The following is a 21,887-nucleotide window of genomic DNA, read 5'->3' on the forward strand; positions in this document are numbered from 1 at the left end:
CGTGACCTGGCTCTCACTAATGCTAGTATTCATACGCATTGATTGCGGCGGTCGATCGTCGCTGCGGACGAGCCGGAGGATCCATGAACGACCGAGTGACGCCGCCCGCCCAGCTCGACACGCTGGTGGTCGGCGCGGGCTTCTCGGGCATCTACTCCCTGCACCGGTTGCGGTCCCTCGGCCGCACGGTGCACGTCGTCGAGGCCGACACCGACCTCGGTGGCGTGTGGTTCCGCAACCGCTACCCGGGTGCTCGCTGCGACATCGAGAGCGTCGACTACTGCTACTCGTTCGACCCGACGATCGTCGCCGAGTGGACGTGGACGGAGCGCTACCCGGCGCAGCCGGAGATCCTCCGCTACATCAACTTCGTCGCCGACCGCCTCGACCTGCGGTCCGGCATCACCTTCGGCACGAAGGTCACCGAGCTGCACTGGGACGACGAGGCGTCGGTCTGGAGGGCCCGCACCGACCACGGCGACACGATCGTGGCGCGCACGGTGATCATGGCCAGCGGCCAGCTGTCGGTGCCCCAGCTCCCGGCCATCGCCGGGATCGAGTCGTTCACGGGCGAGCTGCTGCACACCGGGGCGTGGCCGACCGAGGGCGTCGACCTCGCCGGCAAGCGCGTCGGCGTCATCGGGACCGGGTCCTCCGGCGTCCAGGCCGTGCCCCAGCTCGCGAAGCAGGCCGAGGAGCTTTTCGTCTTCCAGCGCACGGCGCACTACGCGATCCCGGCGCGCAACCGACCGCTCGACCCCGAGTACGTCGCCGATCTCAAGGGTCGCTTCGAGGAGTACCGCGAGATCGCCCGCCACCACCCCGGCGGCACCCACCGCGTGCTCGGCGAGGAGTCGGCGCACGACGTCGACCCGGGCGCCCTCGAGGAGACCTTCCGGCGCCACTGGAACAACGGCGGGCCGGACATCCTCGCGGCCTACCGCGACTTCCGGACCGACGAGGTCGCGGCCGAGAAGGCCGGCGCCTTCGTGCGCGAGCGCATCCGCGAGATCGTCGAGGACCCGGAGACCGCGGAGAAGCTCTGCCCGAAGGGCTACCCGTTCGGGGCCAAGCGGCTCGTGCTCGAGATCGACTACTACACGACCTTCAACCGCGAGAACGTGCACCTCGTGGACGTCGCCGCCGCCCCCATCGAGCGGATCGAGGGCAACGAGGTCGTCACGACCGACGGCCGCTACGAGCTCGACGTGCTCGTGACCGCCACCGGCTTCGACGCGCTCACGGGCCCCCTCTTCGCGATCGACCTGCGCGGCGTCGGCGGCCAGCTGCTGAGCGACGCCTGGAAGGACGGGCCGCAGACCTACATCGGTGTCGCCACCCACGGGTTCCCGAACCTCTTCGTCGTCGCCGGGGCGGGCAGCCCGTCCGTCATCAGCAACGTGCTGATCTCCATCGAGCAGCACGTCGAGTGGATCACCGACCTGGTCCAGCACCTCTTCGACCACGACCTGCGGCGGGTCGAGGCCGGCCTGGAGGAGCAGGAGGCCTGGACCCGGGAGGTCTACGACATCGCCTCGAAGACCCTCTTCATGAAGGGAAACTCCTGGTACCTCGGTGCGAACGTGCCCGGCAAGCCGCGCGTGTTCTCGCTCTACCTCGGCGGCGTCGGCCACTACCGCGACGTCTGCGAGAAGGTCGCCGCCGACGGGTACGCCGGGTTCACCCTCTCGTGACCTGGCCCCTCGTCGCGCCGCTCGACCCCGAGCTCGACGCGCTGCGGGCCGCCGGCGCAGCCCGTGGCCTGGCGCCCATGGTCGCGCTCTCCCCCGCCGAGGCCCGGGAGCGCGTCACCGCGGGCGACCGGTGGTGCGCCTCGGGGCCCGACGTCGCGTCGTACGACGCCGTGGCCGAGGTCGACGGCCACCGCGTGCCCGTCCGCGTGTACGCCGCGGGGCGTCCCAGCGGCGTCACCCTCGTCCACAGCCACGGCGGCGGGTGGGTGACGGGCGACCTCGCGTACGGCGACGAGCTCTGCCGGTTCCTCGCCGCCGAGGCCGGCTGCACCGTGGTGGGCGTGGACTACCGGCTCGCACCGGAGCACCCGTTCCCCGCCGCGCTGGACGACGTCGCCACGGCCGTGCGCTGGGCCGCCGCGCAGCCCTGGACCCGCACGCTCGCCGTGGGTGGGGACAGCGCGGGCGGCAACCTCACGGCGGCCGCCGTCCTGCGGATGCGCGACGCGGGTGAGGAGGTCCCGGCCTTCCAGCTGCTCGTCTACCCGGCGCTCGACCGCGAGGACGCCCACGCGTCGTACGTCCAGCAGGCCGCCGCGTTCCCGGTCGGGGCCGCCGACATGCACTGGTTCCTGGACCACTACGTCCCGGTGGCGCAGCGCGACGACCCCGCGGTGGCACCGCTGCGGGCCGCCGACCTCCGCGGGCTCCCCCGCACCCACGTGGTGACCGTCGGCCACGACCCGCTGCGCGACGAGGGGCTCGCCTGGGCCGCACGTCTCGCCGAGGCCGGCGCCGAGGTGTCGACGACGCACCACCCCGACCTCTGCCACGGCTTCCTGCGCTTCACCGGCGCCTCGGCAGCCGCCCGCTCCGCCCGGGACGCGCTCGTCGCCCAGGCGTGCACGATGGTCGCCGAGACCGCCTCACCCCCCGACGACGCCGACGCCGTACCGACGGCGCGCCCACCAGACCACGGAGGACCGAGATGACCAGCCCCACCACCGACGACCGCGCTGCGGAGGCTCCCGAGGAGCCCGACCTCCTCGTCGAGGAGCGCGGCCGGGTGCTCGTGCTCACGATGAACCGACCCGCGTCCAAGAACGCGATGTCGATGGCGATGGCCCACCAGATCGCGGAGGCCCTCGAGACCTTCGACGCCCGCCCCGACCTCAGCGTCGCGGTCATCACCGGCAGCGGGGGCACCTTCTGCGCGGGCATGGACCTCAAGGGGTTCGCCCGCGGCGAGCGCCCGGTCGTCGAGGGCCGGGGCTTCGCGGGCATCGTGAAGCAGCCGCCGACGAAGCCGATCATCGCCGCGGTCGAGGGCTACGCGCTCGCCGGAGGCTTCGAGATCGTGCTCTGCTGCGACCTCGTCGTCGCCTCGAGCACCGCCACGTTCGGCCTGCCGGAGGTGAAGCGCGGGCTGACCGCGGCCGCCGGCGGGCTGCTGCGGCTGCAGCACCGCGTGCCCTACCACCTCGCGATGGAGCTCGTGCTCACCGGACGGATGTGGCCCGCCGCCGACGCCGCCGAGGTCCGCCTGGTGAACGTGCTCACCGAGCCGGGCGAGGCCCTCACCGCCGCCCTCGCGCTCGCCGACGAGGTCGCGGCCAACGCACCTCTCGCGCTCGCCGCCTCGAAGCAGGTGCTGGTGCAGTCCGTCGACTGGTCGCTCGACGACCAGTTCGGGCGCCAGGAGCAGTTCGTGAACCCCGTCCGCGAGTCCGCCGACGCGAAGGAGGGCGCCCGCGCCTTCGTCGAGAAGCGACCCGCCCGGTGGACCGGCGCCTGAGCCGACGCGGCAGGCGCCGTACGACGTGACAGCGGGTCCGGACCTCGAGGAGGTCCGGACCCGCTTGCGTCGTCCGTCAGACCAGGAGGCCGACCGGGAGCACCTCGCTGCCCTCCGGCTGCGACCAGGCGACCCTCACGGCGGCGTCGACAGCAAGGTCCGCCGCGTCGGCCTGCGGCAGGAGCAGCGAGAGCCACGGGCCCTCGTCGAGCTCGACGATGCCGATGACCGTGGCCACGGCCGGCTGGTCGTCCTTGGCGCGGCCCGGCTTGACCGTCCAGGTGACGAGCCGGCCGGCGCCGGTCGACTCGCGCCACTCGAGGTCGGCGGCCTGGGTCACCGAGCAGAACCGGGCGGCCGGCTCCGACCACGCGTCGCTGCTCGGCGACCAGCGCAGCAGGAGCCGCCCCTCGGCCGAGGCCTCGAAGAACGGGGCCGAGAAGTCGTCGCGGACGACGGGCGCGAGGCCCGCCGGGGCGTCGATGAGGGTGAGCGTCATGTCACTTGCCCTTCTGGTGCGGGCTGAGGATCAGCGTGGAGTGGAAGTCGAGGACGCCGCCGTTGCCGCTGACCATCACGAGGTCGTGCTGCGGCACCTGACGCTCGCCGCCCTGGCCGCGGGCCTGGATGACCGCCTCGGACAACGGGGTCATGCCCCACATGTAGAACGAGGAGAGCTCGCCGCCGCCCGTGTTGGTCGGGTGGGAGCCGCCGGGGGCGATCGCGCCGCTGGCGACGAACTCGCCCCCCTCGCCCTTCGCACAGAAGCCGTAGTCCTCCAGGGTCACCAGCGTGGTGAAGGTGAAGCAGTCGTAGAGCTCGCGCACGTCGATCTCGTCGACGCCGACACCGGCCATCTTGAGGGCCTCCGGACCCGACTGCGCCGCCCCGGTGACCAGGCCGAACTCGCTGTCACGACGGTTGACGTAGCCCGGGTGGCCCTGGCCCCAGCCCCACACGTGCACGGGCGGCTGGGCGAGCGTCGCCGCCCGCTCGGCGCTCGTCACGATGACGGCGACCGCACCGTTGCTGACGAGGCAGCAGTCGAGCAGGCGCAACGGGTCGGCGATCATCCGCGAGGACTGGTGGTCCTCCAGCGTCATCGGCTCGCGCATCTGGGCGGCCGGGTTGAGCTGCGCCCACTGGCGTGCGGCCACGGCCACCGCGCCGAGCTGCTCGCTGGTGGTGCCGTAGGCGTGCATGTGACGACGCGTCGCGACGGCGTACCGCTCCGGCGCGGCCTTCAGCCCCGCCGCGAACGGCAGCGACCCGACCCCCTTCATCGCGCGGGCCTGGCCCGGGTAGGCCGCACCGGCCCGCTTGCCCTCCGTGAGCGGCGCGTCGGCGTAGACGCAGGCCACGACCTCGGCCATGCCCGCCTCGATGGCCATGGCGGCCATCTGCACCATCTGCCCGGCCGACGACCCGAAGCCCTGGATCGTCGCGAGCACCCGCGTGTTGCGCATGCCGAGGGTCGACTGCAGCCGCAGGTCGGTGTCGTTCTTGATGCCCGGGTTCACGTAGAGCCCGTCGATGTCGGCCAGGCTCAGCCCGGCGTCGGCGGCGGCCCGCGAGATCGCGTCGACCGCGAAGTCGGTGGCGCTGCGGCCGTAGACCTTGCCCATCTCGGTGATGCCGAGACCGGCGATGGCGGCACGGGTGGTCATGCGGTGCTCCCCTCGGTGGTGGTGCTGGTCGAGCCGGTACGGCGGGGCAGGACGACCTCGACGACGCCCGGGCCGACGGTGACGCCGGCGGACGTCTCGCAGCGGATGGCGACCTCGACGATCCCCAGGTCGCCCTCGGTGCGCGTGGCCGCGACCTCCGCGATGACCCGCATGGTCTCGCCGACGTAGTTGAACGAGCGCATGCGGAAGCCACGGATCGCACGGATCCGGCCGCCCAGGCCCATCCAGTCGCGCACGGCGCGCTCCCACGAGCTCATCAGGAAGGACGTGTTGGCGTACATCTCCTCGGCGCCCGTGCTCCGCGCGTACTCGGAGTTGTGGTGGATGGAGTTGAAGTCGCGGTTGCTCCCGGCGGCCATGACGAGCCGGTAGACGGTCAGCGGGAGGGCCACGGTCGGCAGCCCGTCGCCGACGGCGACGTCCTCGAAGTGGAGGCCGCTCGGGGCCACCGCGCTGCTCGACGGATCGGTCGGCGGGCTGGTCACGGGGCTGGTCACGCCTGCTCCTTCGGTCGGGGCACGTACGCGTACGTGCCGATCCGGATGCGGCCGACGACCTCGCCGGCCTCGGTGACGATCTCGCTCTCCCACGTCATGAAGGCACCACGGCCGACGCCCGTCTCCTTCGGCGTGCAGCTGACGAGGCGGCGGCCACGACGCCCGATCCGCTCCCCCGCGACGACGTCGCGCTCGAGGTCGACCTCGATGTCGGTGCCGAAGAAGCCCGTGGTCCGGGGGCCGAGCGGCATGTCCGCGTTGTTGATCGCGGTCTTCACCGGCTGGGCGTCCCGGGCGTCGCTGTCGAACAGGGTGTCGCCGGGCACCCAGGCCTTCGGGATCGTCCAGGCGATGACACCGGTGGCCGGCATCGTGATGTCGGAGTACCCGTGCGCCCGGGCGACGTCGGCGTCGGTGTGGAGCGCGCAGTCGAGCTCGAGCGGCTCGAGGTAGCGGCGGACGGCGCCCGGTTCCACCGGGTCCCCGCCCCACGTCACCGCGCCGTCGGCGAAGTCGTCGCCGACCGCGTCGACGACCGGCTGCCACTCCGCCTTCCAGTCCGCCTCCCGGTCCGTCTCGGTCGTGCTCGTCAGCGAGGTCATCGCAGTGCTCCTTCGTCGTGCAGCGCGGCGATGCGCGCGTCGTCGTAGCCGAGCAGGTCGCGGAGGACCACCTCGTTGTCCTGGCCGAGGGTCGGCGCGGCCCGGCGGGGGCCGCCCGGGGTGGCCGAGAGCCGGTAGCGCGGCCCCTCGACGGTCGTCGTGCCGTGCAGGGGGTGGGGCAGCTCGACGAGGTGCCCCCGGGCGGCGAGCTGGGCGTCCTCGACGTAGTCGGCGGTCGACACGGCCTTGTGCGCCGCGACGCCCGCGGCCTGCAGGGCCTGCTCCGCCTCGTCGGCCGTCCGCGCGGACGTCCAGGCGCCGATCGCGTCGTCGATCTCGACCTCGGCGTCGCGTCGCCCCGCCGCCGTCGCCAGGTCGGGCCGCGACGCGAGGTCCGCCCGTCCGATCGTCGTGGCCAGCAGCGACCACTCGTCGTCAGTGCGCGCCACCACCGCGACGAAGCGGTCGCGGCCCGGGCGTGCCTCCTCGGCGGCCGACGGGTAGACCCCGTGCGGCACCATCACGGCGTCGTGGTTGCCGCGGCGCTCGGCGACCGTGCCGTCGTACGAGTGCTGCGCCACCTGGGGCGAGAGGAAGAAGACCCCGGCCTCGACCTGGGCGACGTCGATGTAGCAGCCCGTGCCGGTCCGGCGCCGGTTCTCCAGCGCCGCGAGCAGGGTGACCAGCGCGAGCCGGGGGCCGACGTAGTCGGTGTAGGGGCCGAACGGGCCCATCGGCAGGGCGTCCTCCCAGCCCACGAGGTTCTGGAACCCGCTGAGCGACGACCCGACGTTGCCGAACCCCGCCAGCGTCGACCACGGACCGTCCTGCCCGGCGATCGAGGTGCTGAGCATGATCAGGTCGGGCCGGTCCGCGGAGAGCGTGGCGTAGTCGAGCCCCCACTTGCGCAGCTGGCCGGGCGAGAACGACTCCACCACCACGTCGGCCCACGCGACGAGGTCGCGCACGACCTGCTGGCCGGACGACGACTTGAGGTCGAGGGTCACGCCGAGCTTGCCGGCGTTGCAGTTGCCGAAGAGCACCGAGCCCTCCTTGTCCTGCACGCCGCCGTGGAACGGCTGCATCAGGCGGGCCGTCTCGACGCGCGTGCCGGACTCGACGCGCACCACCTCGGCCCCGAAGTCGGCCAGCGCCCGCCCGATGAGCGGACCCGCGACGACCCAGGAGAGGTCGAGCACCTTGAGACCAGCGAGTGCCGCGGTCATCGGGCGGCCCCCTCGAGGTCGACGGCGGCCGCGGCCGGCGCGTGGCCGAGCCAGTCCCGCAGGACCTCCTCCTGGTGCTCCCCCAGACGCGGGGCCCGTCGCCGCACGCGCGGCCCGTCGGCGCCGGTCACGTGGGCGATGCGGCCCGGGATGCGGGTGGTGACGCCGGCGACGTCCACCTCGGCCCAGAAGCCGCGGGCCTCGAGGTGCGGGCTGGCCGCCAGGTCGGACATGTCGAAGATCGACATGCACAGCAGGCGCCGCTCGATCGCGGCGTCGAGCACCTCGGCCTTGGTCTTGGTCAGCAGGAAGGCGCGCACGGCCGCCCGCGCGACGTCGAGCTCGCTCTCCTCCAGCTCGCCCGCGACGATGCGGTCAGGCACGGTCCGCCAGTCCCACGACGCCACCGGCTCCTCGACCGCGCCCTCGTCGCGGAGCCAGCCGAAGAGGTTGTTGGTGAAGGTGCCGGCCGCGGGCCCCATCGAGAGGTGCAGCTCGATCATGCCGTCGCGGCAGTACCACTTCTTCAGGCTGTTGGGCGTGGCCGCCCCGCTGCCGCTCTGGTCGGTGCGCTTGACCGGCGCCTGGTGCCACTCGGGGTGGTCGTCGCCGACGGCGTGCGCCAGCACCCGGCCGAGGGTCGCGACGCCGAGACTGGCCTGGGCCGAGACGTCGACCACCTGGCCGGCACCGGTCGCGGACCGGGCCAGCACGGCCAGCATCGCGCCCGTGGCCGCGTCGGCCGCGGCGTGCAGGTAGGCCTGGGGCGCGCTGATGCGCAGGGGCGCCCGGTCGCCGTCACGGTGCGGCTCGAGCGGCCCGCCGGCGGCCCACACGACGAGGTCGCTGTCGGCGTACCGGGCCTTCGGGCCCTCCCAGCCGAACGCGCTGACCGCGACGTACACGAGCTCGGGACGCTCGGCCCGCAGGGAGACGGGGTCGAGGCCGACCGCCTCCACGAGGTCACGGGGCCACGAGGTGACGACGACGTCGGCACGGGCCGCGAGGCGTCGTACGACGGCCACGTCGGCCTCGTCGTCGAGGTCGACCGCGATGCCCCGCTTGCCCGCGGCGAAGGTCTCCCAGAACAGCGACGAGACGGCGAGCCCGTCGGCGACGGGCGGGGCCGAGCGGGCGGAGGAACCGGCGAACGGCTCCACCTGCACGACGTCCGCCCCGAGGTCGGCGAGCAGGCGTCCGCAGAGCAGGCCCCGCTCGTCGGTCAGGTCGAGGACACGGAGGTGCTCAAGCATCGGCCGGCGCGGTCTCCAGCAGCGCGATGGCGCTCTCGGGACAGGCGTCGGCCGCCTCGTACGCCAGGTCCAGCTGCTCGTCCGGCACCTGCCAGCACCGGCCGCGCTCGGCCACGAAGCCCTCGTCGTCGTCGGAGAGGAGGTCGGGGGCGACCGAGTAGCAGCGGCCGTGGCCCATGCACTTCTCGGCGTCGATGGAGATGAACACGGCTCAGGCCTCCCATTCCAGCGGCAGCGTCGGCAGCGTCAGCTGTCCGCCGCGCTCGGTGAGCTCGACCCCGTCGCTGATGCGGTAGTCGGGGATACGTGGGTGCCACTCCTCGAGCACGACCTTGATGCCCATGCGGGCGAGGTGCATGCCGAGGCAGCGGTGCGGCCCACCCCCGAACGCGAGGTGGGTGCTGGCGCCGTGGCGGTCCATGTCGAAGGTGTCGGGGTCGTCGTACTTGCGCGGGTCGCGGTTCGCCTGCGCGATCCCGATCCACACCACGTCGCCCTTGGCGAGCTGGAGGCCGTCGAACTCGCCGTCCTCCTGCACCTCCCGACCCGCCTGGAAGACCAGGGGGTAGAGCCGCAGGAACTCCTCCATGGCCTTCGGCACCATCTCGGGCTCGTCGATCAGGCGCTGCCGGTCCTCGGGGTGCTGCGCGAGGTGGGTGAAGATGTAGCCGAGCGCGCTGCGGGTGGTGTCGAGCCCCGCCAGCATGAGCGTCAGCAGGATGGTGAGGATGTCGTCGTGGCTCAGCGCCTCACCGTCGATGTCGGCCTGCACCAGGCGCGACACCATGTCGACGTCGGGGTCGCCGGGGTGGGCGCGACGCTCGTTCACCGCCTCGGTGAAGTAGTCCATGATGTTCTTCTTCGCGACGGTGGCCGTCGACATGTCGCCCGACAGCATCGCGGCGAAGAACTCCTCCGACCACACCACGAACTTCTCGCCGTCGCTCGTCGGCAGCCCGAGGATCGAGAGGAACAGGTCGGTCGGGAACCGGATGGCGAACTCCTGCACGAAGTCGCACCGCCCGGCCGGCCGCAGCTCCTCGATGAGCTCGATGCAGCGTGCCCGGGCCTGCGGCTCCATGCGCCGGATCGCCACCGGTGAGAAGAACTGGTTGAGGATCTTGCGCAGCTTCTGGTGCGCCGACCCGTTCAGGTCCTGCGGCAGCAACGGCTCGCCGATCCCCGGGTTGAGGGCGCTGCGGACCGCGGTGGTCCACGTCGCGTGCTGCTGGAAGCCGCGCTGCACGTCGTCGTAGCGCTGCAGCATGAAGAAGCCGCGCTCGGTCGTGTCGTTGAACTGGAAGCGCGCGGCCTCCCGGTCGGCGTCCAGCCGGCGGTAGTGCTCGTAGATCTCGGTGTACGACGTGAAGTCCGTGTGGCTGACGGGCAGGCCACGGAAGGTCTCGGTCGAGTCGACGCTCATCGATCGTCCTTTCGGGGGTGGGTCGGTCTAGCCGCTCGCGGCCATGTCGGGCAGCCAGGTGGCGATCTCGGGGAAGAAGATCAGGATCACCGTCACCAGGATCGCCATCGGCATGAACCACCAGCAGGCCATGAAGACGTCGTTCAGGGTGATCTTCTGGCCCTGGTTGACCTCGGGCTCCTTGCAGATCGAGTGGATGATGAAGGCCAGGATCCCGACAGGTGGTGTCACCACCGCCAGCTCGCCCATGAAGACGGCGAACACGCCGTACCAGAGCAGGGAGATGTCGAGGTCGATCAGCGTCGGCATCAGGATCGGGATGGTGAGCACCATCATCGGCAGCGGCTCCATGAAGGTGCCGAGCACGATGTAGACGACCATCATCAGCAGCAGGAACGTCACGCGGTTGAGGTTCATCGACTCGACCAGCTCGGCGAAGCCGTTGCTGATCCCCGTCAGGGTGAACATCCGCGAGAGCGCCTCGACGCCCGCCAGCATGAAGAAGATCGCGCCGACGCTGCTGACGGTGGCCACCGACGCGTCGGCGATCGCCCGGAACGGGTGGTCGCCACGCTTCCAGACCATCGTGATGACGAGGGCGAAGACCGCCGCCACCGCGCCCGCCTCGGTGGCCGTGAAGGTCCCCGAGAACATGCCCCAGATGATGACGCCGATGAGGAGCGGGACCGGCCAGACCTTGGCCAGGCTGGCGAACCGGTCGAGCCACGTGGTCTCGCCCAGCGCCGCAGCGGTCTCGGCGGCCCGGGACTCCTCGGGCACCCAGCGCTTCGCGAAGATCACGATCATGATCGTGAAGAGGACCGCGACGAGGATGCCCGGGCCGATGCCGGCGATCAGCTGGGGCCCGATCGGGACCTCCGCGATGCCCGCGTAGATCACGAGCATGATGCTCGGTGGGATCAGCTGGCCCGGGAGGCCCGCGACGATGACGGAGCCGATGGCGAGCCGCTTGTCGTAGCCGGCCTTCAGCATCTCGGGGATGCCGATGCGTGCGAGGGCGTACGTCGTGCCGACCGAGGAGCCGCTGACCGAGGCCAGGCCGGCGCCCGCGACGTTCGTGCCCACCGCGAGACCACCCGGGAGCCAACCGAGCCAGAGACGGCCCGTGTCGTACAGGCTCTCGGTGAGACCGGCCTTCCACAGCAGCAGGCCCATGAGGATGAACATGGGCACGACGCTCAGGGTCCAGTTCGCGACCTGCGAGTAGGGCAGGGTCGTCATCGTGCTCTCGACCAGCAGCTCGCCCCGCAGGGCGTACATGCCGAGCAGCGCCGGGATGATCATCGCCAGGGCGACGGGCATCCGGATGAAGATCAGCGACAGCATGAGGATGCAGGCCGAGATGCCGATCGCCTCGGGCACCAGCGGCAGGAACAGCGCGACGGTGGAGCCGATCATGATGACCGCCGTGATGGCCAGCGTGATCCACGAGCGGGGACCGTTGCGACGGCCCCGCGTCGTGTCCACGTTCTTCACGACCTCCGGCGGCGCACCACCCGGGTCCGGCAGGCTCGTCGTCGTCGGGACGTCGGTGTCGGTGCTCACTTGCGGGCTCCCTCGTCGACGGCGAGCTGGTCGAGCACCAGCGCGTCGTCGGGATCACTGATGAAGTGGTCGTCCTCCGGGTGCGTCACCGAACGGACGGCGGTCCAGAGGAACTGGAAGGTCAGGCTGCCGAACGCGAGCGGGACCAGGTAGTAGGTCGGCCACGACACGACGTCGCTGACGCCGGCCGTCTTGCCGATCTCCTGGGCGTGCTGCGCCTCGCCCCACCCGAACCAGGCGAAGCCGGCCGCCACGACGGCGGCCAGCGTGAAGATGCCGGCCAGGAAGAACCGCTTCGTGACGTCGGGCAGCTGCTCGAACACGAGGTCGGCCGCGATGTGCTGACCCCGGGCCTGGGCCGCGATGAACCCGAGGAACGCCACGATCGGGAGGTACCAGTACTGCGTGATCTCGAGCGTGTTCGGGATCGGGTCGTTCAGGAAGGTGCGCATCAGCGCGTTCGCGGTGATGTGCACCATCATCACGAAGGTCACGACGACGGCCGGCACCTCGATGAGGAGCTGGGGCCTGAGACGCCGCGGCTTCGCGGCCGTCACGGTCGGTTCGGTCATGGATCGCTCCCGGAGGGGGTGGTGCCTCCGAGACCCCGGGCGGGGTCTCGGAGGCGGGGGTCGAGTCAGGAGGGCCGGTGGTCGGCGAAGACGTCCTCGATCAGGACGTCGAGGAACGGCTGCACGTCGATCTCGTCCTCGGTGTACCAGGTGTCGAAGTCGTTGTACTCGACCTCGTCGGCGTAGCCGAGACCCTCGACCTCGGTCAGCCAGCGCTCGGCACTGGCCTCCACGTCGTCGACGACGGCGTTGCTGTCGGAGAAGGCGTCACCGGCGCGGATCTCCTCCAGCAGGGCCGCGTTCTCCTCCTGCAGTGCGGTGCGGGCGTCCTCCTCGAACGTCTCGATCGAGCCGCCCGCGGCCTTCGCACCCTCGGCGGCGAGCACCGTGTTGGGCCAGATCTTCTCGGTGATGTTCTGGCCGATGAAGATGTCGAGACGGTCCCAGAAGAGCTGCTGGACCACGAGCGGGAGGGTCTCCCACGTGGCCTTGCTGAACGCCATGCCGCCGGGCGCCAGGGCGAAGCCGGCCTCGGGGTCGATGACGACGTTCGGCGCCTCCTCGACGAAGCCGCCGAGGACGGCGACCGTCGGGCTGGAGACGGTGCAGTCGACCACGCCGCGCTCCAGGCTCTCGAACAGCTCGGTGTAGGGGACGGAGCTCGGCGAACCGCCGAGCGCCTCGACCTGGGCGCTCTGCGCCGTGCCGCCGGAACCGGTGGCCGCGCCGTCGATGTCGTCGAGGCTGCGCTTCTCCGAGCTGCAGAAGAAGCCGTTGGAGCCGGAGTTGTAGACCGGCACCATCGGCACGAGCCCCTGCTCGTCCCACTCCTGCATGACGTCGTCGTTGTTGAAGAAGACCTCGTTGGGCCACGCGTTCGACTGCAGGGCGCCGACGATGGCGCTCTGGTTCGAGATGAAGCCCGTCTCGATGAGGGCGGCGGTGGCCGGGTACTCGGACGGCTCGTAGATCGGGAGGACCTGACCCAGGTCGAGCCGGCCGTCACGCAGGGCGTCGTCGATCTCGGCGGGCGGGGCGACGGCGTTCGAGTACGCGATCTCGAAGGTGATCTTGCCGTCGGACCACTCCTCGATGGCGGCCAGGTAGGCCTCGACGTTGGCGCCGGTGACGGAGCCCTTGGGCGCGGGGCTCTGGGTGTTGAGCGTCATCGCGTCGACGTCGGCGAACGCCTCCTTGTACTCGTCCATGGTGGCGCCGGCCTCGATGCCGTCGCCGCCCGCCGAGTTGCCGCCCCCGCCCTCCTCGGCGCATCCGGCGAGCGCGAGGCTGCCGACGAGCGCCATGGTCGCCATCGCGGCCACACGGGGCTTGGTGATTCCTGCACGCATCCGTCTGCTCCATCTGTTGCTGCTGTGGTGGTGGGGACCCCGAGGTCACCGCGACGGGGCAGGCTCAGAGTGACCCCCGTCACGCGGTATATGCGTATCATTAACCTGGTTTGGCGATCGGTCAATAGCCCGCGCGGACCAGACGGACGGCCGGTCCTTCCGGCCGGACCTTCCGGTCGAGCTCAGGCGCTCCAGACGACGGCCACGTCCAGTGCCTCGACGACGCCGCCGCGCACCCGGAGCGGGTTGACCTCGACGGCAGCGAGGTCCTCCCCGAGAGCGAGCGAGAGGTCCGCGATGCGGACGATGACGTCCGTCAGGTGGCCCAGGTCGACCGGCTCCGTCCCGCGGGCTCCCTCGAGCAACGGCCACGCCCGCAACCGGCGCAACGCCTGCTCGACCTCGGAGGGGCCGGCGGGAAGGGCGAGACGCTGGACGTCCTGCATGACCTCGGCCCAGATGCCGCCGAGGCCGACGGCGAGCACGTTGCCCCAGCCGGGTTCCCTCACGACCCCGACGAGGAGGTCCACCCCGTCGGGGCGCATCGGGCTCACCAGGAGGCCCTGCACCGCGGCGTCGGGCAGCGCCGCACGGACGTCGACCAGCATGCGGGCGGCCCGCTCCTCCACGTCGGCGGAGGCGACGCCGAGCGCCACTCCCCCGACGTCGCTCTTGTGGAGGATGTCGTCGGAGACGATCTTGATCGCCGTGGGGTCGTCCCAACCGGCTGCGGCCCGCGCGGCCTCGGCCGCGGTCGGCACGACGACACCGGGGACCATCGGCACGCCGGCCTGCTCGAGCAGCGGCCGGCACGTGGCCTCGGACCACGTGCCGGTGGGCGGGGCCTCGAGGGTGAGCGTCGGCAGGTGGCGGGGCGCCACCTCGTGCCGGTCGCGGGTCCACCCCTGGATCGCGTGCACGGCCGGGAGCACCCGGTCGACCCCGCCGAAGACGGCGGGCACTCCGAGCTCGCGACGGATCTCCCGCACCCGCGGCGAGAGGTGCCGCACGGTGGTGTTCACCAGGATGGTGGGCGTCCCCGACGCCGCGGCGACCTCGGAGAGGTGGCGCACCGCGTCCCGCCCCCACGCGACGTTCTCGGCCTGGTGGTCGATCTCCTGGGCGGCGACGACGATCCCGATGCCGGGGTCGCGGGCGACGACCTCGAGGGCGTTCCCGAACAACATCGCGTCGGCGACGGCCGCGCCGGTGACGTCGAGCGGGTTGTGGGCGACGGCGAAGTCGGGGAGCAGCGCCCCGAGCTCGCCCACCGTGCCCGGCGTCAGGTCCGGGAGCACGAGCCCGAGGTCCTCGGCGAGGTCGGCGACGATGTCGCAGGTGCCACCGGAGAGGGTCAGCAGGGCGAGCCCGCCGTCGACGGGGCCGGTGTGGGCGAAGGTGTCGGCGACGACGAGCAGGTCCTCGAGGGAGGACACCCGCACCACTCCGGCCGCGCGCAGGAACGCGTCGATCACCGCGTCGTTGCCGACCAGGGACCCGGTGTGGGCGAGCGCCGCGCGCGCCGCGGCCTCGCTGCGACCCACCTTGAGGCAGACGACCAGCTTGTCCGCGTCACGGGCCCGGCGGCACGCGGCGAGGAACGCGGACGGGTCCTGGAACGTCTCGGCGAACACGGCGATCACCGAGGTGGCCGCGTCCTGCGCCAGGAAGTCGACCACGTCCGCGAGGTTGACGTCCATCTCGTTGCCGGTGCTCACCGCGAAGCTGAGGCCGACGTCGAACGACCGCGCCATGTTCATGAGCTGGATCGTCACGTTGCCGCTCTGCGACGCGATCGCCACGGAGCCGGACCGCAGCTCCTCGCCGGGCGGGAACGGCTTGAGCGCCGTGCGGGCGGCGATGTTGACGTACCCGAGCGAGTTCGGACCGAGCACCGACATGCCGTGGGTGCGGCACAGCTCGGCGAGCTCCTCCTGGACCGCCCGGCCCTCCTCCCCCATCTCGGCGAAGCCCGAGCTGAGCACGACGGCGTTCTTCACGCCGGCGGCGGCGACGTCGCGCATCGCGGGCAGCACGGCCGCGCTCGGCACCATGACGTAGGCCAGGTCGGGCACCACCGGCAGGTCGTGCACGCTCCGGTGCACCTCCGTGCCGTGCGCCGTGCCGCCCTTGGGGTTGACGAGGAACAGCTGCCCGTCGAAGCCGATGACGTCGAGGGCCTCGTTGATCCGGGTCGACCAGCTGGAGCGGTCGCTGGCTCCGACGAGCGCCACGGAACGTGGCTCGAGCAGGCCGCTGAGGCGGTGGTTCATGGAGCTCCTTCGAAGGGGGGACGCGGCAGGAGCTCAGGCGCGGGTGCCGCGCCAGGCCATCGTGCCGCCGTCCACCGGCACGTTGGCGCCGGTGAGGAAGCTCGCCTCGGAGGAGGCGAGGAAGCACACGACGTTGGCCAGCTCGTCCGGGTCACCGGCCCGCGGGATGAGGTGGTTGCCGGTCATCTGCCGCAGCTGGGCGTCGGGGTCGGCGGCCGTCGCGATGCGGTGCCGGGCCATCGGGGTGTCGAACGACCCGGGCGAGAAGCTGTTGCAGCGCACGTCGGGCGCGAGCGAGATGGCGCACGACCGGGTGAGCTGGATGACGGCGCCCTTGCTCGCGGCGTACGCGGGCGACGGGTAGCCGGTCATGCCCGAGACGGAGGCGGCGTTGATGACCGACGGCGACCTCGTGGAGCGCCGCAGGATCGGCGCCGCGCGCTGCGTCGCGAGCCAGACCGCCTTGAGGTTCACCGCCATCACGGCGTCCCACGAGTCCTCGCTCAGGGTGTCGAACGTGGCGTCCGACTGGAAGGTGACGTCGAGGATGCCGGCGTTGTTCACCAGGGTGTCGAGCCCGCCCATGGCGTCCACCGCGTCGTCGACCATCCCGCGGACCTCGTCGGGCCGGCGCAGGTCGACCACCAGCACGGTGGCCTCCGCACCCGCCGCGACCACCTCGGCGGCGACCTGCTCGGCCGCCGCGGCGTCGACGTCCGCGACGGTCACGTGGGCCGCTCCCCGGCGCGCGGCACCGAGGGCGATCGCCCGCCCCAGGCCCTGGGCGGCGCCCGTGACCAGCCAGCTCGAGTCCAACGGGGTGTTCATTCCGTTCTCCGTCCCGCTTCGCGCAGCCCACCCTGGGCGGCGTACTTCTCGTCGGCCATGGCGGACGGGCCGCCCGCGCCGGTCATGCCGGCGTCGACGGGCAGCACCACGCCCGTGACGTAGGCGGCGTCGTCGCTGGCCAGGTACAGCACTCCCCGGGCGACGTCGTCGGGCTGCAGTGCGCGCCCCATGTACGACGACCGGTCGAGGGCCGTCTCGGCTCCCGCGAGGTCGTCGGCGCCACCGGCGACCAGGTCGGCGGTCATCTGCGAGACGACCGCACCGGGGATGACGACGTTGCAGCGCACGCCGTGGCGACGCAGCTCGGCGGCGACGGAGTGCGAGAGGCCGATGATCCCGGCCTTCACGCCCGAGTAGACGTGCGCGCCCACCCCGCCCATGACCGCCGCGGGGCTCGACGTCGAGATGATGACGCCGCTCCCCTGCGGCTTCATGACCCGGGCCGCGTGCTTCATCCCGCACAGCACCCCCCGCAGGTTGACCGCCACGGTGAGGTCGGCGTCCTCCAGGCTCGTGCGGTCGATCGGGCCGACCGCGCCGATGATGCCGGCGTTGTTGAACATGACGTCGAGGCGACCGAAGCGCTCGACGGCCGTGTCGACCAACCGGGCCACGTCGGACTCGACCGTCACGTCGGTGCGCACGAAGACGACGTCCTCCGTGCCACCGGCCAGCTCGGCCGCCAGCCGCTCGCCCGCCTCGACCTGCAGGTCCCCGATCACGACCCGGGCACCCTCGGAATGCAGGAGCCGGGCGGTGCCGGCCCCGATGCCGTGGGCGCCGCCCGTGACGACGGCGACCTTGCCCGCCATCCGTCCCGTCACAGGCCGACCGCGATCGACTTGGTCTCGAGGAACGCCTTGAAGCCCTCCGGCCCCATCTCGCGCCCGATGCCCGACTGCTTGTAGCCGCCGAACGGGGAGCCGTAGGACTGCGGCATCCCGTTGATGCTGACCATCCCGGTGCGCACGCGTCGCGCCACGCGCACCGCGCGCTCGGCGTCGGCGCTCCACACCGAGCCGGAGAGGCCGTACACGGAGTCGTTCGCGATGGCGACGGCGTCGTCCTCGTCGTCGTACACGATCACGGCCATGACGGGACCGAAGATCTCCTCCTGGGCCACGCGCATGGAGTTGTGGACGCCGGCGAGGAGCGTCGGCGGCACGAACCAGCCGGCGGCGAGCTCGGAGGGCAGGACCAGCCGGTCGCCGCCCGTGACGACCCGCGCCCCCTCGTCGCGGCCGGTCGTGACGTAGCCCGCGACGCGGTCGCGCTGCCGCTCCGAGACCATCGGACCGATCATCGTGTCGGACGCCATCGGGTCGCCCACCCGGAGCGCCCGCATGGCCTCGGCGAGCGCCTCCACCACCCGGGCCTCGAGCGACCGGGGCACCAGGACCCGGGTCTGGGCGATGCAGGCCTGTCCGTTGACCATCATCGCCATCGGCAGCAGCGCCGGGACGACGGTGGCGACGTCGGCGTCCTCGAGCAGGATCGCGGCGGACTTCCCGCCGAGCTCGAGGGTGACGCGGGCGATCCGCTCGGCGGCGGTGGCCATGATCTTCTTGCCCGCCGCGCTGCTGCCGGTGAACGCGATCTTGTCGACGTCGGGGTGCGCCACGAGGTGCTGGCCGGCCTCGCGGTCGGCGGGCACGATGCTGAGCACGCCCTCGGGCAGCCCGGCCTCGAGCAGCGCGTCGGCGAAGGCGTACGCCGTCAGCGGCGTCTCCGGCGGGGGCTTGAGGATGATCGAGCACCCGGCGGCCAGGGCGGGTGCGAGCTTGAGCGACGGCGTGCTGAGCGGACCGTTCCACGGCGTGATGGCGGCGACGACACCGACCGGCTCCTGCGTCACCAGGCTGGCGTTCGTGCCGTCGGTGCGCGTCTCGTCGTACGCGAAGTCCCGCGCCATGTCCGCGTAGTACCGGGTGTGGCGGATGGGGTTCGGCACGTGGGCCTTCTCGCTGAACCACAGCGGGCAGCCCAGCTCGGAGGTGATGCTGACGGCGAGCTCCGGGGCCCGCTGCTCGAGCAGGTCGGCGGCCCGGTGGAGCACCTCCGCCCGCTCGGAGGGCGCGACCGAGGCCCACACGCCCGAGTCGAAGGAGGAACGGGCGGCCGCGACGGCGGCATCCATGTCGGCCGGGGTGCCGAGGGCTGCGGACCCCACCCGTCCACCGGTCGCGGGGTTGCGCACCTCGACGGTCTCGGAGCCTGCGGAGCGCTGCCAGCGACCACCGATGAACAGCTCGGGGCGTTCGGTCATGGACACGGGTGGGTCGACCTCCTCGGCGCCCGGCACGGACTGGTCCGCCCGCCGGTGCGACAATTGCTGATAATGAAATGTAACGTAATCCATGGCGTGATCCCGCGCACACACGACCCCGGAACGGGAGACAGCATGACCGGAACGACCAGCCCCGCGGACGACGACGGGCCGACGGCCGTCCTGGCCCGGCTCCGGGCGCTCGAGGACGCCGAGGCGACCCGCAACCACCTCCACGCCTACGCCGCCGCCCTCGACGCCCCGACGCCCGAGGCGGTGGCCGACCTCTTCACGCCCGACGGCGTGCTCCTCGTGGGCGGGGAGTCGTTCCGCGGCCGTGACGCCGTCGTCGAGTTCTACCGCTCGCGGATCGCGGCGGACCCCTCGGAGAAGCGGCACTTCATCACCAGCCCGCGGGTGCGCACGCTCGCACCCGGCCGCCTGGAGGTGGCGTCGTACTTCCTCTGGACGGCCCGCGCCGATCGCCGCTCGGTGCTCGGCTGGGGCACGTACCTCGACGAGGTGCGGGTCGTCGACGGCGTGGCCCTGTTCGCCATCAAGACGATCACGCCGCACGTCATGACCGACCTCGCGGCGGGCTGGCCGGCGTCGCCGGGCGACTGAACCGCGCGGCTCATCGGAAGTGCGGCAGCACCTCGGTCTTGAACTTCTCCAGGGTGGCCAGCACCTGCTCCTGACCCAGCTCGTACCACTGCATGCGCAGCACGATGTGGGTCAGGCCCTGCTGCTCGAGGTCCTTGAGCGCCGCCACGGCACCCGCGGGGTCCGTGAAGAGGTAGGACGCGTCGGCGACCTCCTCCGCGGCGGAGTCGGTCTGGAGGTGGCGGTAGGCCTCGCCCTGCTGGGGGGCGTTGTACGCGGCGTACTTCGCCGTGAGCGCCCCGCGGGCCGTGACGCCGATGTGGCGTGCGCGGTCGCGGTCGTCGTCGAGGACGAGCTCGCGCCGTACGACGAGCTCCGAGGTCGACTTGCCGAGACGCTCGCGCTCGGCGCGGTAGTGGCCCAGCACCTGCGCGAGCTTCTCCGGCGTGACGTGCGGCGGCACGATCCAGGCGTCGCCCAGCCGGGCCGCACGCTGGGCGCCCGTCTTGTGGGGACCGGCCCCGATCCACACGGGCGGACCACCGGGCTGCACGGGGGCGAGGCTGATGCGCTGGTCCTTCACGCGGAAGTGCTCGCCGTCGAAGGTCGTGTCCTGCCCCGACCACAGCTGGCGGATGAGCGTGATGCTCTCCTCGTAGCGACCCACGCGGTCGCCCATGGGGATCCCGAACGACTCGAACTCGTTCTCGCGGTAGCCCATCCCGAAGCCGGCGACCGCGCGCCCACCGGTGAGGTGGTCGAGGGTGGCGAACTCCTCCGCCACCTCGACGGGGTGGCGCAGCGGCAGGATGAACATGTTGGTGCCGAGGGTCATCTCACCGGCGTCCTGGGCGAGGGCCGAGAGCAGCGGCACCGGCTGCAGCGTCGGCATGCTGCCGAGGTAGTGCTGGAGCACCCAGATCGAGGAGATGCCGGCGTCCGAGGCCGCCCTGACCTGCTCGCGCATCATCGAGATCCGTGAGGCCGGGACCACGCCCGGCGGGAAGTCGTTCATGATGGCCAGGCCGAACTTGAGCGTCATGCGGTCCTCCGGATCGAATCCATCCTATTGATGATCATGGACCCTAGGGGGCCGCGTCGGTCCCCGCAAGCGCTGCCGCCCGTCGCAGTGCGAACCCGCACCCCGCGACCATCTCCTCGACGATCGCGGCGGTGGGCCGCAGCTCGCGCAGCGAGCCCACGACCTGCCCCACGAAGAAGGACTGGAGCGCGGTGGCGCCCGGGTCGCCGTCGGCCGCCGCCTCGTCCACCAGGGCGAAGGCGTCCTTGGCCAGCAGGAGCTGAAGCGGCATGCCGAGCGGCTCGGGCGCGCCGCTCCCCTCCCAGGCGTCGTGCCAGGCACTGCGCAGCTGGCGGGCGTGCTTGCCCGTCCGGGCGCGCGACCTGACGGTGTCGCCGCTGCCGGCGGCGAGCAGCTTGCGCTTGAGCGAGGCGGCGCTGATGTCCTCCTCGCTGCCGAGCCACACGGAGCCGCACCAGGCCCCGTCGGCCCCGAGCACGAGCGCGGCGGCCATCTGGGCGCCCGACGCGATGCCGCCCGCGGCGAGCACGGGTGCGCCCGCGGCGACGGCGACCACCTCGGGCGTCAGCACGGTCGTGGCGATGGTGCCCGTGTGGCCGCCGGCCTCGGTGCCCTGGGCGACCAGAAGGTCCACCCCGGCGTCGAGCTGCTTGACCGCGTGCCGCGCGCTGCCGACGAGCCCGGCCACCACCGCACCCGCGGCGTGACCCCGCTCGACGAGGCGCGCCGGGGCCGGTCCGAGCGCGTTGGCGACGAGAGCGACCCCGTGGTCGACGATCACGTCGAGCAGGCCGTCGACCCCGGTCGGCGCCAGCGCGCCCACGGTGCCGTCGGCGGCGCCGAGACCCGCCCGGTACCGGTCGGCGGAGAGTCCGTGCGCGGCCAGCAGGTCGGCGACGAAGGCGAGGTGCTCGGCGGGCACCTGGGCCCGGAGGCTGGCGACGAGGTCGTCGGGCATCCCCTCGACCGAGGTCGCCGGCACGAGCAGGTCGACGCCGTACGGCGCTCCCCCGCAGCGCTGCTCGATCCAGGTGAGCTGGGCGTCGAGCTCGTCGGGACCCCAGGCCGTGGCGGCCAGGACACCGAGGCCGCCGGCCCGCGAGACCTCGGCCACGACGCCCGGGGAGCGACTGAACCCGACCAGGGGGTGCCGGATGCCGAGGAGCTCGGTGAGGGCGGTGCGCACTCC

General features: G+C 72.3%; 21 protein-coding genes. 4 read left to right on the top strand and 17 right to left on the bottom strand.

From position 1 onward, the window contains the following. Positions 1 to 83: 83 nt before the first annotated feature. Genes K329_RS0114185 through K329_RS0114195 form a run of 3 tightly spaced genes read left to right on the top strand, consistent with a single transcriptional unit; the run spans position 84 to position 3,489 of the window. Entirely contained in the window at positions 84 to 1,694 is a 1,611-nt protein-coding gene (locus K329_RS0114185; protein WP_028473570.1) for a flavin-containing monooxygenase, read from the top strand. Then, positions 1,691 to 2,686: an alpha/beta hydrolase gene (locus K329_RS26885; RefSeq protein ID WP_211225863.1), complete on the top strand. Its 996-nt coding sequence runs from the start codon at positions 1,691 to 1,693 to the stop codon at positions 2,684 to 2,686. Before K329_RS0114185 ends, K329_RS26885 begins: the two co-directional genes overlap by 4 nt. Further along, positions 2,683 to 3,489 (top strand): crotonase/enoyl-CoA hydratase family protein, encoded by an 807-nt coding sequence (locus K329_RS0114195; protein ID WP_043643608.1) that lies wholly within the window; start codon positions 2,683 to 2,685, stop codon positions 3,487 to 3,489. Before K329_RS26885 ends, K329_RS0114195 begins: the two co-directional genes overlap by 4 nt. Before the next feature lie 76 nt (positions 3,490 to 3,565). Here K329_RS0114195 and K329_RS0114200 read toward each other — a convergent pair whose 3' ends face one another. The 15 genes from K329_RS0114200 to K329_RS0114270 form a co-directional block, all read right to left on the bottom strand. Next, on the bottom strand, positions 3,566 to 3,988 hold the full coding sequence (locus K329_RS0114200; RefSeq protein WP_043643610.1) for a Zn-ribbon domain-containing OB-fold protein: 423 nt from the start codon (positions 3,986 to 3,988) through the stop codon (positions 3,566 to 3,568). 1 nt (position 3,989) lies between these two features. After that, on the bottom strand, positions 3,990 to 5,156 hold the full coding sequence (locus K329_RS0114205) for a thiolase C-terminal domain-containing protein (protein WP_028473573.1): 1,167 nt from the start codon (positions 5,154 to 5,156) through the stop codon (positions 3,990 to 3,992). Beyond that, entirely contained in the window at positions 5,153 to 5,674 is a 522-nt protein-coding gene (locus K329_RS26890; RefSeq protein ID WP_211225864.1) for a hotdog family protein, read from the bottom strand. Before K329_RS26890 ends, K329_RS0114205 begins: the two co-directional genes overlap by 4 nt. Beyond that, positions 5,671 to 6,276 (bottom strand): FAS1-like dehydratase domain-containing protein, encoded by a 606-nt coding sequence (locus K329_RS0114215; RefSeq protein WP_211225865.1) that lies wholly within the window; start codon positions 6,274 to 6,276, stop codon positions 5,671 to 5,673. Before K329_RS0114215 ends, K329_RS26890 begins: the two co-directional genes overlap by 4 nt. After that, positions 6,273 to 7,502, bottom strand: a complete 1,230-nt coding sequence (locus tag K329_RS0114220) for a CaiB/BaiF CoA transferase family protein (protein WP_028473575.1) — start codon at positions 7,500 to 7,502, stop codon at positions 6,273 to 6,275. Before K329_RS0114220 ends, K329_RS0114215 begins: the two co-directional genes overlap by 4 nt. Further along, a complete protein-coding gene (locus K329_RS26895) occupies positions 7,499 to 8,755 on the bottom strand; it encodes a CoA transferase (protein WP_052336900.1) in 1,257 nt (418 codons plus the stop codon). Before K329_RS26895 ends, K329_RS0114220 begins: the two co-directional genes overlap by 4 nt. Continuing rightward, entirely contained in the window at positions 8,748 to 8,963 is a 216-nt protein-coding gene (locus K329_RS0114230) for a ferredoxin (protein WP_028473576.1), read from the bottom strand. Before K329_RS0114230 ends, K329_RS26895 begins: the two co-directional genes overlap by 8 nt. A 3-nt stretch (positions 8,964 to 8,966) precedes the next feature. Beyond that, the gene (locus K329_RS0114235) at positions 8,967 to 10,178 is read right to left on the bottom strand and encodes a cytochrome P450 (RefSeq protein ID WP_052336901.1); all 1,212 of its coding nucleotides are present in this window, start codon (positions 10,176 to 10,178) and stop codon (positions 8,967 to 8,969) included. Between the two features lie 27 nt (positions 10,179 to 10,205). Continuing rightward, entirely contained in the window at positions 10,206 to 11,744 is a 1,539-nt protein-coding gene (locus K329_RS0114240) for a TRAP transporter large permease (protein ID WP_211225866.1), read from the bottom strand. Further along, on the bottom strand, positions 11,741 to 12,316 hold the full coding sequence (locus K329_RS26900; protein ID WP_052336902.1) for a TRAP transporter small permease: 576 nt from the start codon (positions 12,314 to 12,316) through the stop codon (positions 11,741 to 11,743). The genes K329_RS0114240 and K329_RS26900 overlap by 4 nt, the downstream gene beginning before the upstream one ends. Positions 12,317 to 12,381: 65 nt before the next feature. After that, positions 12,382 to 13,665: a TRAP transporter substrate-binding protein DctP gene (gene dctP, locus K329_RS0114250; protein ID WP_052336903.1), complete on the bottom strand. Its 1,284-nt coding sequence runs from the start codon at positions 13,663 to 13,665 to the stop codon at positions 12,382 to 12,384. A 182-nt stretch (positions 13,666 to 13,847) separates the two neighbouring features. Next, a complete protein-coding gene (locus K329_RS0114255; RefSeq protein ID WP_028473580.1) occupies positions 13,848 to 15,938 on the bottom strand; it encodes an acetate--CoA ligase family protein in 2,091 nt (696 codons plus the stop codon). Positions 15,939 to 15,971: 33 nt separating this feature from the next. Beyond that, a complete protein-coding gene (locus K329_RS0114260) occupies positions 15,972 to 16,766 on the bottom strand; it encodes an SDR family NAD(P)-dependent oxidoreductase (protein ID WP_028473581.1) in 795 nt (264 codons plus the stop codon). Next, positions 16,763 to 17,599: an SDR family oxidoreductase gene (locus K329_RS0114265; RefSeq protein WP_211225867.1), complete on the bottom strand. Its 837-nt coding sequence runs from the start codon at positions 17,597 to 17,599 to the stop codon at positions 16,763 to 16,765. The genes K329_RS0114260 and K329_RS0114265 overlap by 4 nt, the downstream gene beginning before the upstream one ends. Before the next feature lie 8 nt (positions 17,600 to 17,607). Beyond that, on the bottom strand, positions 17,608 to 19,053 hold the full coding sequence (locus tag K329_RS0114270) for an aldehyde dehydrogenase (RefSeq protein WP_028473583.1): 1,446 nt from the start codon (positions 19,051 to 19,053) through the stop codon (positions 17,608 to 17,610). Positions 19,054 to 19,188: 135 nt separating this feature from the next. Between K329_RS0114270 and K329_RS0114275 the strand changes: the two genes are divergently transcribed. Further along, positions 19,189 to 19,677, top strand: a complete 489-nt coding sequence (locus K329_RS0114275; protein ID WP_052336904.1) for a nuclear transport factor 2 family protein — start codon at positions 19,189 to 19,191, stop codon at positions 19,675 to 19,677. A gap of 10 nt (positions 19,678 to 19,687) precedes the next feature. Here the strand turns inward: K329_RS0114275 and K329_RS0114280 are convergent, their stop codons facing one another. After that, positions 19,688 to 20,698, bottom strand: a complete 1,011-nt coding sequence (locus K329_RS0114280; RefSeq protein WP_028473585.1) for an LLM class flavin-dependent oxidoreductase — start codon at positions 20,696 to 20,698, stop codon at positions 19,688 to 19,690. Between the two features lie 43 nt (positions 20,699 to 20,741). Continuing rightward, positions 20,742 to 21,884: an NAD(P)H-dependent flavin oxidoreductase gene (locus K329_RS0114285; protein ID WP_028473586.1), complete on the bottom strand. Its 1,143-nt coding sequence runs from the start codon at positions 21,882 to 21,884 to the stop codon at positions 20,742 to 20,744. Between the last annotated feature and the right edge of the window lie 3 nt (positions 21,885 to 21,887).

Origin of the sequence: Nocardioides alkalitolerans DSM 16699 (assembly GCF_000426525.1) — a bacterium.
Lineage (GTDB): Bacteria > Actinomycetota > Actinomycetes > Propionibacteriales > Nocardioidaceae > Nocardioides > Nocardioides alkalitolerans.